This window comes from Arthrobacter sp. TmtSoilC77 (genome assembly GCF_059739415.1).
This window is the reverse complement of the sequence record NZ_AP046050.1, coordinates 572,440-586,818: the sequence shown is the minus strand read 5'-3', so window position 1 is coordinate 586,818 and position 14,379 is coordinate 572,440. Positions and strand designations below refer to the sequence as shown.

Genomic DNA, 14,379 nt, shown 5'->3' with positions numbered 1-14,379 from the left:
CTGTCCACGGAATGTGATCAGGCCAATGCCACAGTCACGCCCTGCTATGGACCACCTCTTCGTTGACCGACGAGCCCGGGGCGGCGGCCAACTCCTCCACCAGCTTCCGGGCGCCGCGCACTGCGATGGCCACGCTCATCAGGGTCGGGTTCATGGCAGTAGCCGTCGGAATCAGCGCGTTCCCACCGACCACCAAATTTCCGTAGCCCCATACACGTGACCATGGGTCCGCAACGGACGTACCGTCGTCGGATGCGCCCATACGCATGGTCCCCTGGTAGTGGAGGCTGGAGCCGTTTGGCATGAGCCGCGGTTCTGCTACGAAGACCCCCAGCGCCTTGCCCGCCCGGAGCAGCCGTGCGGTGGCATCTTCGATTTCAACGTGCTCCCTCTCGGTGAGGGCGTAGCTGATGGTCATGTTCGGGAAACCGCGATAGTCCAGCTCGTTGTCGTCAAAAGTCACGCCGTCCTCAAAACGCGGGTGCTTGCGCATGCCATAGCCCATATTTACGTAGCCCCAGCGGTTCCGTGCGTAAGGAGCATCAGGGGCCATGGGGAACGGTGTCGTTTCGGAATACATGACCTGGACGGAGAAGGGATGCTCCGGTTCCGAGAAGGGGATCCGGTTGACGGCAGCCACGGGATCGGCTGGGTTCTGGGCGCGCCGTGCAAGTTCGGCCTCCAGATCCGATTCGCTCGCAAACCGTTCCATCTTCTCCGGATCAAGGGCGACTGTGGAGATGACCACCGGATGTTCCGTGAGGTAGTGGCCCAGCGCGGCAGGCCGAACGCCGGAAGCCCACAGCAATTGCGGCGACCGGAAAGCATCCGCGGCCACCACGACTACGTCTGCCGGGACAAAAGTGGTTTCTCCCGTGCGAAGGTTTTCCACAGTGACACCGGTGGCCCGTTTTCCCTCCGTTTCCACCCGGCGTACCAGGGTGAGATCACGGAGTTCGAAGCGCCCGGACAACGGAGACCCGGGATCGATGAGTGGACCGAGGACAACATCGGCACCTGCCCATCGCATGGAACCGTCAGGCTGGGGATCGCCCGCGACGGGCAGGGTACCCACCCCATAACCCTCCGGCAGCTCGCCGGCGAACTCTTCTTCCAGGAGCGACCGAATGGCGGCCCCGACTCCCGAATCGGCGAACGCTGCGCTCTGCACATGGAGGAGGCCCTTCGCCGAGGTGATGAGGTTCTCCCACTCGTCGTCGGCGATGAACGGGATCTTCTCACTAAAAGCCGGCGACGGCGTTGCGCACGTCCAGTGCGCCCCCTGCCCACCGACGTTGGTCGCCGCCGCTGCGGCCGGGAAAGTTTGGGCGTGGGCCGACCCCGGTCCGCCGAAATCAAGGAGGTGGGTACCTTGGCGGGCGGTGAACATGCCTTCAGTCACGGTCCCGGCAGGAATACCCAACGACTCCCGGAACGCGCCGGACTGCGGCCCCTGCGACATCTCCCGTGCCCTGGCCTTCTGATCGGGGTCGGCAATGTTGCGGACGCTTTCGCCTGGCCGGCCGGTCAACTGCGGGCCGGCTTCAAACATGATCACGTGGGCGTCGGGGGTGCCTTCAACCAGCAACCGTGCGTACGTTGAGCCGATCGGCCCGCTGCCAACAATGGCAATGGTCGGATTCTTGGACATTGTTTCTCCTTGGTGCAAGGTCAGGCCGAAAGGGTTTCGGAGACTTCTGGGCGGGTGGTTTGTGGTTCGTCCGCCAAGCGTCCTTGCGGTAGCAGGACGGCGGCGATGATCCCAATGGCATAGGTAACGGCGAGCGCGAGGAAGATCGGAGAGAACACAGCCCCATAGATTCCCGCGACAACGTCCTGGGTTTCAGGCGGAGCCTGGTGAACGGCGTGGGGCGTGAGGTTTGCGGCGTCCATTCCTGCGGGGAGCAGCGCTGCGACGCCTGAACCAATGGTTCCGCCAATAATGGCAGTGGCTACGGTGGAGCCAACCTGCCGCACGAGGTTGACCGTTGCTGTGATGCTTCCGGTCTGGTTGGCTGGTGCGGCGCTTTGCACTACCGCAACAATGAGGCTCATGAACGATCCGGTCCCCATTCCAACGAAGCCCATGACGATCATCGGCACCCACAGGGGAAGTCCGATCGGCAGCCAGGCCATGACAAACAGCCCTGCCGCCCCCATGCACGTCCCAATAATGGGAAAGATCCGATAGCGGCCGGTGCGGCTGGCAAGCCATCCGGTGAGGAGGTTGCTGACCAGCATGCCCAGGACCGTGGCTATGGGCACCAGCCCGGATACTGTGACGCTGATCCGGTAGGCCATCTGGAAATAGGTGGGCAGGTACGCGGTGATGGAGAAAAGCCCGACGCCGATAATCGCGGAGAGCGCGGTGCCGGCGGCTATGGTCCTGTTGGCGAAGAACCGCAAAGGGACGATTGGCTCGGGGGCGCGGCGCTCGATGATGAAGAAGGCCATCAAAGCCACCACACTGACGGCCAGGGCGCTGATGGCCTGTGCACCAAGGCTTCGTTCGGCGGTCCATGTGACGCCGAGGACCAGGAAGACCAGGCCCAGCGTGAAGGCGCATGCACCGGCCACATCGTAGTGCCTCGGAATCTGGCCCCGCTCAAGTCGGGGAACCGCAACAAAGGCCAAAACCAAGGCAACAACGCCCACGGGGATGTTGATCCAGAAAACCCAGGACCAGCCCCAGTAGTCTGTGATCGCTCCGCCGAGGACGGGCCCTACCAGGATCGCAATTGGAAACGCCGCCCCGATGGCCGCCAGGTATCGCGGACGCTCACGCGGTGTGGTCACCTTGGCAACAATGGTCTGCGACATGAGCTGCAGCCCGGCTGAACTCATTCCCTGAATCACCCGGGATGCAACCAGCCAGGTGATGTCCTGGGCGAATCCGCAGGCCAGGGATGCGAGCAGGAAGATCACCAGGGAAGCGAGAAAGACGCGTCGCGGCCCGAGCACGTCCCCGAGTTTTCCCAGCACGGGCAACAGGACGGTACTGGCGAGCGTGTATCCCACCACAACCCAGCTCATAAGCTCCAGGGCGCCGAGTTCCCCGGCGATGGTGGCAAGTGAAGTTGAGACCACCGTGTGGTCCAGTGCCCCCAGGAAGGACACGCTCAGAAGGGAGGCGACGAGGAACCGAAGTCTCAAAGTAGAAAGTGGCATGGGGTTTCTGCCCGAACGATCGGGCTGTCGACGCGACGGTTTGTGCCTCGGCAGCATCCTCACTGCCGAGAACGGATCCTGGTGGGGATCCCGACGCCACTTTCATTTTAGATCACACTTTGGTCTAAAAGCAACAAAAGATTGTTCTTCTTAGACTCTGGAGCGGGCGCGGTTTCGGTTCCTCGCTCGAGGCACAAGAGGGCCCTCGACGGCGGCACCCACCATACCTGTCAACTCACCAATGCCTTCCACCACCATGCGCACTTCGTCACCAGCAGTGAGCGGTGCAGGGTTAAGTTCGCCGCGGCGACCCCATAGTTCACCCAGGCACCCACCATTGCCGACGGTGCCGGAGCCCAGGACATCGGCAAAAACCACCCTCGAGTTCCTCGAGGCGTAGGAGACGAGCTCGGGGAAGGTCCACCCCATATTGGAGGCCAGGTCCTCCCCCACCCGTTCACCATTGACGAAGACCTCTGCCCTCAGTGCCAGGAATCCATCAGCGTCCACGTACGGTTCCAACTCATCTGCCGTGACGATCCACGGCCCAAGGCTGGTGCCAAAGTCCTTTCCCTTGGCAGGGCCCAGACGGACCTTCATTTCCCTCGACTGGATGTCCCTCGCGGACCAGTCGTTCATGATTGTGTAGCCGAAAATAGCTTCGGCAGCCCCATCGCCGGAAAGGTTGGCGCCTCCGGGACCACCCAGCACGGCAGCGATCTCCAACTCGAAGTCGAGTCGCTGCGTCACCGGCGGAATGACAGGCTCACCAGGCCCCAACACCGTATGGGGATTCGTGAAATAGAACGTTGGCGCCTCGTACCACTCAGGCACCACTTCGCTCTTGCCGTCAACGGAAGCACTGACGCCTTCAACATGTTCCTCGAAGGCAACGAAATCCCTGATCGCCGCCGGAACCAACGGCGCAAGGAGCTGGACAGCGTCCAGCGGCCGTCCGCCGTCGTGGTTCACCCGACCGAACAGTTCACGGGCGCCTGCCAGACCGCGGGCCAGGACCTCTGCAACCCGCAGGCCATTGGGAAACGGTACTGCCTTGTCCCCAATGATGAAGCCCTCGCCAGTTTCGGCGCCGTCCTGCCAGCGCGCAATCTTCATGCCCGCACCCGCTGCGCCAACAATGCCTCGGCATTGCCGGAAAGGATCCTGTCAATCACATCATCCGGCAGCCCGGCGGCGCGGACCTCGGCAACAGGATCATCGGACCCCATATCGAACGGGAAATCGCTACCCATGAGGACCTGGGAGGGCCCCGCGACTTCCACGAGGTGGCGCAATGCCGATGGATCGTGGACCACGGTATCGAACCAGATCCGTCGCAAATAGCTCGATGGCTCATGACTGCAACCGTGGGCTTCCGGACGTACCCGCCAAGCGTGGTCGGAACGGCCGATGGCCGTGGGCAGATATCCACCGCCGTGGGCAGCGAGGATTTTCAGGCCTGGGTGACGGTCCAGCACTCCCGAGAAGATCAGGTGCGAAAGTGCTACAGCGTTTTCGGCTGGCTGGCCCACGGTGTTGGACAAGTAAAACTTATCCAGGCGCTCATCCAGGCTGCAGCCGAAAGGGTGCAGGAAGATCACGACACCCAACTCCTCCACCCGCGACCACAAGGGTTCCAGCCGTTCATCGGACAACTCGACGTCGCCGGCAAACGAGGAAATTTCAATGCCGGCAAGCCCCCTGCCGAGGATGGCGTCATCCACGCATTCCACAATGCGTTCCGGATGCTGCAGCGGCACCAAACCCAGGCCTGTCAGCCGCTCCGGTGCCTGGGCGACATGCTCCGCAACCAGGCGGTTGGCTTCTGTGGCGGTCCACACGGCGAGACCTTCTTCGGCCCAAGGGTAGAAATGGTTCGGGGATGCACTGACCCACTGATGGTCCACCCCTTGCGCATCCATGGCAGCCAGGCGGGCCTTCACATCTGTCAGCCGTGGGAACCGTTCGCCGATCATGCGTCCGGAAGCAGCGAGACTTTCGGGTCCGTTGCGTCGCGCCTCCAGATCCGCCGCGGCTTTGAAGGCCTCAGGGGCACGCCGTTCAACCTCAGCCTGAAGAGAGGGCAGGAGCACATGGGCGTGAACATCGATCGTCATGCCGGCACCGCCATTTTCTGCGCAATGCCGAAGAGCAAGCCCGGGGCGTCTGCATCCTTCTTACCCTCGATCTGCCACTGGCCCAGCTGAACGGATGCATCCACCACAGCCTGGACGCGTGGAACCCGACGCTCGTGGAAGCTGTCCCAGAGCTTGTCATTGAGGGCATCCGAGCCAATCAGCAATTCAGCCAAAACCACAGCGTCTTCGAGCGCCTGTGCTGCACCCTGCGCGATGGTGGGCGGGCAACTGTGGGCGGCATCGCCGATGATCACCACCGGGCCCCGGTTCCAGCGGCCGGGCACCAGGTGCTTGGTGAACCACGTGTAGTTGACTTTCGCAGCCGAACCCAGATTTTCGCGGATGGAAGCCCACGGGCCGCCATAGGCCATGGACTCCCCGCGCATGATGTTTACGGCTTCCTCATCAGAAACCCCGAAACGGTCTTGCGCCTTCTCGACCAGGAATGCGTACATCGTGTCCTCGCCCGTGGGCGTGTATCCGGCAATGTATACCGGTCCGCCGTAGTAGAGCTCACTGTGTTCCACTTCCTTGGGGCGGGAGACGAAGGCACGCCAGATGCCCATACCAGTGGTTTCGGGGGCGGTGTCGATGCCCATGAGTCCCCGAACAGAGGAATTAACGCCGTCCGCACCGATCAGGAGGTCGTAGCTTCCCGCAGGGGCCTCGTTGACGAAGACCTCCACCTTCTGGTCATCACGGACATCAAATCCGGTGACCTTGGCTCCGAAGGTGACCTTCGCTCCGGCTTTTTCGGCGCGCTTCAGCAGGATGCCGGCGAGGTCGGGACGGTACATTCCCATGCACGCGGGGTAGTCCGGTCCCCCGGTCTTCACCTCGGGGAGTTGGGCGATGACGGGCGCATCGGGTCCGGGAGCCCGCAAGGTCAGCCCTTCGAAAGCCATACCCTTTTTACGCACGTCTTCCCAGACACCCAGGGAGTCGAAGACACGCAGTGCATTGCCCTGCAGCGTGATGCCCGAGCCCAGGGCGCTCAGTTCCGGCTTTACTTCAAAAACGTCGACGGCGACCCCCGCCTTTGCGAGCTGGATGGCGGCCGCCATGGCAGCAACACCGCTACCGGCGATCGCTACCTTCTGGACTGCTGTCATGATTTCCCCTTGGGTTGTTATCGGGTTGATTAGAGGATCGCGATGGGATTGATGGGCGAACCAACGGCACCTGTAATCGGCAAAGGAGCCGCGACCAGGAGGAACTCGTAGCGGCCGCGTTCACGACACTTCTCCGCGAGGCCGTCCAGGTCCCACAACTCACCTACCGTGAGTCCCATGTTGGGAATGACCACCTGGTGAAGTGGCTGGAAGGCCGGAACGTCAAACTCATTCGGACGGACTTCGAAGCCCCACGTGTCAGTGGCGATGGCCGCGATCTCGGTTCTGTGCAGCCAGCCGGCCGTCGTCAAGGAAAGACCAGGCGCCGGGCCTCCCGCATAATCGCCCCAGCCGTCCCGCCTCGCGCGGGTCAACTGTCCTGTCCTCACCAGCACGATGTCGCCCGTACCAACAACACTGCTGGCTCCCTGGGCTTCGATGCAGGACTCCAGGTCTGCGGTGGAGATGGCGTAGCCGTCCGGCAGCTCGCCCGTTTCCGGATGCAGGTGACGGCCTAGATCCAGCAGGACACCGCGGGAGACAGGAGCTGCCGCCGCGTGCTCGATTCCGGTGACAAGATCGCCGTCGCTCGTGACGACTTCGCCGGCCCTTCGCCCGTTCCAGGCGGCACCGTGGTCAAAGATGTGACCTAGTCCGTCCCATTGGGTGGAGCACTGAAGCGGCATGGAAATGACATCATCCGCGCCGCCCAATCCGTGGGGAAAGCCCTGCGTGCCCCGCTCGGCATCCGTTCCGGTGTCCAGCATGGTGTGCACCGGGTTGGTACGGCGACGCCAGCCTTTTTGTGGCCCATTCATATCGAAGGGCTGCGATAGCGAGGTGACGTCGCCGTCCCGCACCAATGCAGCCGCTTGTTTCCGCTTGGCAGCGTCGATGAAGTTCAGCGTGCCGAGGACATCGTCTTCGCCCCACCGTCCCCAGTTCCGGTAGGCCTTGCCGCGGCGGGAGATTTCGCCTTCGGGGTCGGTGCGGTCCAGCAGGTCGGGATTATCCAGGTTCATTGCCCCGCCCACCCTAGGCTTGCCCGGCGACTGGCTCGGCGACTGGTTCGGCGACTGGCTCGGCGACGCAGCGCACTACCTGCGTTCCAAGGCCCTGGATACTTCCTGTCATGACATCGCCGTCCCGGAGCAGCCTTCCCCAGTGGGCACCGTTGCCCGCCGGGCTTCCGGTCAGCAGGAGGTCCCCCGGCAAGAGCGGCATATTCTGCGAAGCGGCAGAGACCAGTGCCGGGATATCAAAGAGGAGATCATCGGTAGTTGCGTCCTGCATGACATCACCATTGAGTTCGAGCCGTACTTTCAGCTTGGCAGGATCCACGAATTGCGCCGGTACAAGGAACGGGCCTGTCGGCAGGAACCCAGGCGCGTTCTTGCCGCGGTACCAGTCCGTGCCAATTTCCTTCATGTCGCGTCGGAAAACCAAGTCCCGTGTAGTGATGTCATTGACCACCGTGTACCCGGCAACGTGCTGCATCGCTTCTTCGCGGCCAACCCTGAAGGCCTCTTTTCCAATGACCACAGCCAGCTCCAACTCCCAGTCGTGCTTCTCGCTGTAGCTTGGGAGAACCAGCGGCACGTCGTCACCAACAACACACGCAGGAAGGCCGATGAAGAAATAGGGCTCACCGTTTGCCTGGCGGTCGTCCATCATCTTGCCGGCCCATTCGCGGGCTTCCTCCGGTGTGCGGGGGTCGTTCTTGTCCAAGCCCGCGACGACGAGGTCGATCACGTGCGTCCTGTAGTTGGCACCCGTTTGCAGTACTTGCCTGGGTTCCACAGGAGCCGTGAGAACAACGCTTTCCAGCGGAAGCCAGGGACCCTCGCCTTGGGCAAGCTTTTCCAGGCGGTCCCAGTCAGGCGTGGCCAGGAAGGCGTTGAGACCGGGGGCACCCAGCTCCTGCGGACCCAGCGGCCGGATCCGGTCACCGGCAATGAGCCCTAGCCGTACCTCGTCCCCGGCCCGGTAACGCGCGAGTGCGAACGGTGCTTCCAACTGGCCTGACGTCGTCGTCATGAACGTAACTCCCCTCGTGGACCGTCCTCGGTCCACTTTCATTTAATGTCGGAATTCGACATAAGTAAATCAGTTTGTGGTTATAGCGGTTATCACCGGCATGGATGCCCATGCCGGCGATAACCGTCAGGTTCTAGCCCTGGCCCTGGCGGGCGTAGGGGTTGAACAGGGCTTCCTTGATCTCGTCCGGAACGCCCTCTTCTGTGGCGCTGGGGCCGTCTGCCGGAGGGAAGGACTCCGTCATGGACATCGGCATGGCGCCGTTCCGGTACATGTTGTTCGAACCAATGGACGGGGTCCACGTGTTCGGCTCCCAGTCGGGAACGTAGTTGCGGTAGCCGCCCGTATTGAGCTCGATGCGAAGGGTTGACGGCTCCCGGTAGTAGAGGAAGTTCTGCTCGCCGATGCCATGGATGGACGGGCCATATTCGATCGGAATTCCGTTTTCCATCAGGGTGTCCGCGGCGATCAGGAGTTCTTCGCGGGTATCCACCCAGAAGGCGTAGTGGTTGATGCGTCCAGCACGCGTGGAGCCGTCCAGCACCACGCCGAGGTCGTGGGACTTCTCGTTGGTGGTCAGCACGGAGAACACCGAGATGGGGGCCTCGTCCAGGACGGTCCGGGCCATGATGCGGAAGCCAAGAACATCGTTGTACCACTTGGCGAACCCGTCCACGTCACTGGTTGCGATGGTCACGTGGTCCAGCTGGCGGGGTGCGCCTGCCACCTTGCTGCGGCGCGCCGGGCGGTCCGGGTAGATGGACAGATCCTGACCCTCACCCTGGTATCGCGTAACGTCCCAGTGCAGTGTCATGCTGTGGCCCCACGGCCCCACGAACCGGTAACCACGGCCAATGCCATGGATGTCAGTCCATTCGCCTTTAGCCCCTGCCGCTTCGATGCGTCGCACCGCTTCGTCCAGTGCTTCGGCGCTGGACGTCCGCCATGCCATGGTTTCAAGTGCCGGCTCTTCGCCCGGAACAACAACCACGCTATAGCGGTAGTAGTCGCCCCAGCACCGGAGGTAGACGGCGCCGTCAACGCGGTCCACTACCTTGAGCCCCACCTGGTTGACGTAAAAATCAACCGAGGCCTCGACGTCGGGAGTGGTAATTGCTACGTAGGAGAGGTGGGAGAGAAGCTTGATCATCTTCGATCCTTTCAGTGGTCTGTAAATCTGCCCACATCAAGTCTCTGGCCCCTGCAGCGCATCAGGGAAGGGGATATTACCTATGCCGAAGATCAGTGTTACTTATGCGGTTCGAGGAGATGCGCAGCGAGATCGTGATCGCTGAGGAGGTGTTCCAAATCGTCGGGCCGCTCGCCCGAACAGCAGGAATCCAAGGCCCTGCGGAGCGCCAGGCGCGCCGGCGTTTCGTACCGCAGTGGAGCCTGGATTGTCCCGTTGAAGGTGGCTGTCTCAAGGCGAACGCCCGCTCCAACCCTTCCAGACTCAATCTCCGAGCGGACCTCCCCCAAGGCCATCACCCGAAGCAGCGGATCACACGCGTCCCCTGTCAACAGCCGCACCCCGGCGGTCACAGGAACCGGGCCGGACACGCCGGCTGCCTCAAGGAGGAAGGTGCCGTCCCCACCGCCGCAGTAACTGAGCGGCCCTCCTGCCAGCACAGCGGCCCACCGCAACCCGTCACGCAAGGTCGCCCCCAGGTCCGGGGCAGGCGCTGCGCATTCCACAGTCACCATCGTCGGAGCATTTCCGGCCCGCGCGTCGAGGGCATCGGCAAGGATGTCCGCACGCGCGTACGGCCTCTCCAAAACCACGGGAAGAGTGACAGCGTCAGCCGACAGCGCAGACCCTGCCTCGGGAGGAACGCGCCCAGGATTGGAGACGACGACGGCCCCCGCCCCCGCTGCCTGCGCTTCCAACAGCAATGTCCACCACGGACCTCCACCGGGAATAACCACCACGGCGCCCGGCACGAGATCACTGTGACGTGCACTCCCGCGAAGCTCCGCGACGGCGGCCCGGTAATTCCGCGCCGTGGCCACAACGGCTCGAGCCCCACTCACTGCACGTCTCCTGTGGTCATGGCGGCGAAGACCGCATCGGCCAGCTCCAGCGGGTACAGGGCATCTGCCAGGATCTGGTCGTAGTCCACACCAACGGTGCCTTCGAGGAGGTTCGCGAAGTGCAGCCACTCCGCCTCATAGCCATCCTGCTCCACTGACGGATACTCCATCCTGGACCCATCGGCCCGCGCCACAATGACACGACCGCTGCCTGCATGGACGAAAGGAGGCGGGTACTCAAGATCCAACCGCTGCTCAGGCGAGGAAAACGTCACCCTCCAGAGAACATCCGGGCCCGCAGGCAGCATGGTCAGGGCCAATTGGACGTTGAGGCCGCTGGCTGTATACCCCACCGCGTATCCGATCGGCGGAACGAACCGGGCGTATTGCACTTCCTCTATGTCCGCCGCAAAATGCCGGACCGCGGGAAGGTCGTGGACGGCAAGACCGGTCAGCAGCTGCTTCACGATGTGGGCGGCAACGCCAGGATCTGCGGTGTCGGGCCGCTCCCGGGCCGGGGCCTGGGCATGGGCCTGCGTCTGGGCCTGGGCGGAGCCATTCTCAGAGACCAGCTGATGGTAGCGGCCGTTCGGCGGCAGTGCCAGCGTGACCGCAATGGACTCAGGCGCCTCCTGCTCCTCCTCAAGCGGGTGACGTGCCAGCAGCCACCCGGGATCGTAGGCGTGATTGGTTCCGACCATCAAGACGGTGCCGGCGGCGCGGCAGGCGGCCACAACACCTTCCGCCGCCTCCTTGGTGGTGGCCAAAGGCTTTTCGCAGAAGATGGCTTTCTTGCCTGCCCCAACCGCCGCCATGATCTGGCGTTGATGTTCCGCCGGTGGACTGCAGATAGCCACAACCTCGACGTCCGGGTCGGCCAGCAGCTCCCCGTCCCCGGCTGACCAGCTGGCATGCAGGGGTTCAGCCAGTGTTCGTGCACGCCCGCTGCCGGCATCCGCAACGTGCGCGACCTGGAATTTATCGTCCAAGCGGCCCAACGTTGGCAGATGAAGGGCCGCGACGCCAGGCCCGGCGCCCAGGAAACCCACTCTCCATGTCATGACACGTGCTCCTTTTGTCAGCATCATTCCTAAGTTCATTCGGTTCTGGCTATAGTGCACCAAATTCCGCACATTAGTGACCTTCTTGTGGGACAATTTTGAGTTATGACCACAGATTCCACACTCCGGTTCGGTGCGCAGACAGACGAAGTCACGAGCTTGCTCCGCATCGTCAACCTTGTGCGCACGGGGGAAGCAACAACCCGTCCCGAAATTGGCCGCGTGACCGGCCTGGGCCGGGGCGTGGTGACGCAACGGGTGGACCAGGCAATCCAGATGGGCTTCCTCGGGGACGGTGAGTTTGGCGCTTCGTCGGGAGGCCGCGCACCGAGGACGCTCCGCTTCCGCTCAGAGCAAGGACGGATCATCGTGTGCGCCCTCGGCGCCCTGCACATCAGGGTGGGCTACGCGGAGCTGGACGGAGACATCATCGACCAGAGGCACCGCGAGTGGGACATTGCGCGCGGACCGGCGGAGACCTTGAAGGCCGCCATGGAGCTCCTGGATGACCTCCTTGGAAGCGCCGCGGAACTGCCTGTCTGGTCTGTGGTTGTGGGCGTTCCCGGCCCCGTTGACTTCGAGAGCGGACAGCCGGTGGCGCCGCCCATCATGCCCGGCTGGAACGGTTCGGACATCCGCACCCCCTTCGAGGAACGCTTTGACGCTCCGGTCTGGGTGGACAACGACGTCAACCTGCTCGCTTTGGGTGAACGGGCGCGCAGGCGCGACGCATACGCCGACCTCATCTACTGCAAGATCGGATCGGGCATCGGCGCCGGACTGCTCTCGCAGGGACGCATTCACCGGGGCGCCAACGGTGCGGCCGGCGACATCGGGCATGTGCGGGTGCCGGACTCGGACGCACTCTGCCGGTGCGGAAAGGTCGGCTGCCTGGAAGCCGTCGCCGGAGGCTGGGCATTGATCCGTGATGCGGAACTTGCCATCAAGGAAGGCGCCACGGGCCCACTTGCCACATCCGTCGAGAAGGGGCAGCCCCTCTCGCCCGAGGGCATCGCACTGGCGGCCATCAGCGGTGATGCGCTGGCAGTGCGCCTGCTTCAGCGCTCGGCACGGGTTGTGGGTGAATCAATCGCAGCCCTGGTCAACATGTTCAACCCAGGGATCATTGTGATCGGCGGGGCCATGGCATCCGCCGGCGAGGTGTACCTCGCTGAAGTGCGGCAACGTGTTTACGAACTATCCCTGCCACTGGCCACCAGGGACCTGCGGATCCTTCTGTCCGTGAACGACGAACGCGAACCCCTGCGGGGCGGCGCTGAGCTGGCGCGCGAACAACTCTTTGAGGCCACGTTCCCGCGCTGGTTTGCGCAAGGCAAGCCAGGCCCAATCAAAACCCTGACGCTGAGCTAGGCAACTTACGGCGGAAAACTTCTTCCTGATTCCGACTTAAGCATGTATCTTCGGATCATAAGTCGAGTCACGAAGGAGTGTCCCACGAATGCCCGGAACCATTAAGACGCTGATCATTACCGGCATGACCGATGTCCACCACGATTGGCGTCAGACCACCCCCGCGCTCAAGACGGCATTGGAAGAAACCGGCCGTTTCGAGGTGCGCGTCACCGAAGAATTCCGCGGAGCAACGGCCGGCACCCTCAAGCCCTACGACCTCGTCGTGCTGAACTACTACGGCCGCCATGATCCTTGGCGCGACGTGCCGGAGGAGCGGTTCGGCCAGGCGGCAGAACAAGCCCTGTTCGATTTCGTGGCTGGCGGCAAAGGCCTCATTGCCTACCATCCGACGCTGGCCGGCGGGGTGGGCTGGGATCCCGAGTATGAACGCCTTCTGGGCGGTGTGATGCGCGAGGATACCTCGCGCCGGGCACCCAACAACGATTTTCTTATCCACACCGCAGAAGCGCACCCCATCACGGAAGGGTGGCCCAGCGAGTTCCCGCATTACAACGACGACCTTTACGTGGGACTTAAATGGCCCGAAGGCGTCAGGAAGACCATCCTGCTCAAGGGCTGGGACAACCCATTGCGCTACACGCAGGTGCCCGCGCAGTGGCGGAGCATGCCGGGCATGGGCGATGAGCATCCGGTGGCGTGGGCCGTGGAATACGGTGCGGGCCACTCCGTCTCCATAGGTATCGGCCACAATGTACAGGCGATGAGCCACCCCGCCTTCCGAGCACTCTTCCCACGCAGCGCGGAATGGGCAGCCACAGGCGAAGTCACTGTTCCAACCCCCGAGGACCTGGGACAAGCCGTGGAGGGCGGGGATTGGTGGCCCACAACGTTGGAACCCATGGTCCGCAAGATGTTCACGGAGTGGGTGGAGGCCGGAGAACCCGCCACGCAGAAGTGACACGAAACGGCGGGGTGTGCCAGCCTGCACATCCCGCCCGTAAATCCGCTTTCTAGGCGACGTCGAGCGAGACTCCCCGCGGGACCACCTGCGAGGCCTGCAACATCGCTTCCAAGTGGAAGGGCAGGACCAGCGGCCCATCTGCCCCACCACGCAGGTACGGAACGATCAACTCGAAGTCCACGGACACTTTCCGCACGTTGCCACTGCGATCACGGAACCGGTTGACCGGGAACAGGATCACCAGGCGGTCCTGAATGAACCACCAACAAGACTCTCCCGCCAAGGCATCCGCGGGGATGGCCCGTTGACCCAACCTGACCCGCAACTCCCCTTCCGCCGGAGACCAGCCATCCACGGAGACGGAAAGGCCCCGGATAGAGGACAGCGGCATTGAACGAATCCATGGAAGGCCCAACCGAAGCTCAAATCCATCCGGACCAAAGCTCAAGGCATCCTCGCGCAGGGCGTTCTTCAACATCACAAGCTCCTTTGTCTGA

13 protein-coding genes are annotated in these 14,379 nt (G+C 63.0%); 2 read left to right on the top strand and 11 right to left on the bottom strand.

Annotated features, from left to right (window positions below; genetic code table 11):
- Positions 1-34: 34 nt before the first annotated feature.
- The 10 genes from AC6I99_RS02840 to AC6I99_RS02795 form a co-directional block, all read right to left on the bottom strand.
- A complete protein-coding gene (locus tag AC6I99_RS02840) occupies positions 35-1,651 on the bottom strand; it encodes a GMC oxidoreductase (RefSeq protein WP_497946765.1) in 1,617 nt (538 codons plus the stop codon).
- Between the two features lie 20 nt (positions 1,652-1,671).
- A complete protein-coding gene (locus AC6I99_RS02835; protein ID WP_497946766.1) occupies positions 1,672-3,168 on the bottom strand; it encodes an MDR family MFS transporter in 1,497 nt (498 codons plus the stop codon).
- Between the two features lie 150 nt (positions 3,169-3,318).
- Complete coding sequence (locus tag AC6I99_RS02830) at positions 3,319-4,284, bottom strand: fumarylacetoacetate hydrolase family protein (RefSeq protein ID WP_497960168.1); 966 nt, start codon at positions 4,282-4,284, stop codon at positions 3,319-3,321.
- Positions 4,281-5,285, bottom strand: a complete 1,005-nt coding sequence (locus tag AC6I99_RS02825) for an amidohydrolase family protein (protein ID WP_497960166.1) — start codon at positions 5,283-5,285, stop codon at positions 4,281-4,283. The genes AC6I99_RS02830 and AC6I99_RS02825 overlap by 4 nt, the downstream gene beginning before the upstream one ends.
- Entirely contained in the window at positions 5,282-6,418 is a 1,137-nt protein-coding gene (locus AC6I99_RS02820) for an FAD-dependent monooxygenase (RefSeq protein WP_497960165.1), read from the bottom strand. The genes AC6I99_RS02825 and AC6I99_RS02820 overlap by 4 nt, the downstream gene beginning before the upstream one ends.
- 29 nt (positions 6,419-6,447) lie before the next feature.
- Positions 6,448-7,440: a cyclase family protein gene (locus tag AC6I99_RS02815; RefSeq protein ID WP_497960162.1), complete on the bottom strand. Its 993-nt coding sequence runs from the start codon at positions 7,438-7,440 to the stop codon at positions 6,448-6,450.
- 13 nt (positions 7,441-7,453) lie between these two features.
- Complete coding sequence (locus AC6I99_RS02810) at positions 7,454-8,455, bottom strand: fumarylacetoacetate hydrolase family protein (protein ID WP_497960160.1); 1,002 nt, start codon at positions 8,453-8,455, stop codon at positions 7,454-7,456.
- A 133-nt stretch (positions 8,456-8,588) separates the two neighbouring features.
- A complete protein-coding gene (locus AC6I99_RS02805) occupies positions 8,589-9,605 on the bottom strand; it encodes a VOC family protein (RefSeq protein WP_497960159.1) in 1,017 nt (338 codons plus the stop codon).
- 98 nt (positions 9,606-9,703) lie between these two features.
- Positions 9,704-10,486: a hypothetical protein gene (locus tag AC6I99_RS02800; protein WP_497960156.1), complete on the bottom strand. Its 783-nt coding sequence runs from the start codon at positions 10,484-10,486 to the stop codon at positions 9,704-9,706.
- Positions 10,483-11,547 carry a Gfo/Idh/MocA family protein gene (locus tag AC6I99_RS02795; RefSeq protein ID WP_497960154.1) on the bottom strand — a complete coding sequence of 355 codons (1,065 nt, stop codon included), beginning with the start codon at positions 11,545-11,547 and terminating at the stop codon, positions 10,483-10,485. The genes AC6I99_RS02800 and AC6I99_RS02795 overlap by 4 nt, the downstream gene beginning before the upstream one ends.
- A gap of 105 nt (positions 11,548-11,652) precedes the next feature.
- Between AC6I99_RS02795 and AC6I99_RS02790 the strand changes: the two genes are divergently transcribed.
- A complete protein-coding gene (locus AC6I99_RS02790) occupies positions 11,653-12,918 on the top strand; it encodes an ROK family protein (RefSeq protein WP_497960150.1) in 1,266 nt (421 codons plus the stop codon).
- A gap of 88 nt (positions 12,919-13,006) precedes the next feature.
- Positions 13,007-13,879 carry a ThuA domain-containing protein gene (locus AC6I99_RS02785; protein WP_497960149.1) on the top strand — a complete coding sequence of 291 codons (873 nt, stop codon included), beginning with the start codon at positions 13,007-13,009 and terminating at the stop codon, positions 13,877-13,879.
- A gap of 52 nt (positions 13,880-13,931) precedes the next feature.
- On the opposite strand, the gene AC6I99_RS02780 is transcribed toward AC6I99_RS02785, so the two are convergent.
- Positions 13,932-14,360, bottom strand: a complete 429-nt coding sequence (locus AC6I99_RS02780) for a hypothetical protein (protein WP_497946775.1) — start codon at positions 14,358-14,360, stop codon at positions 13,932-13,934.
- Between the last annotated feature and the right edge of the window lie 19 nt (positions 14,361-14,379).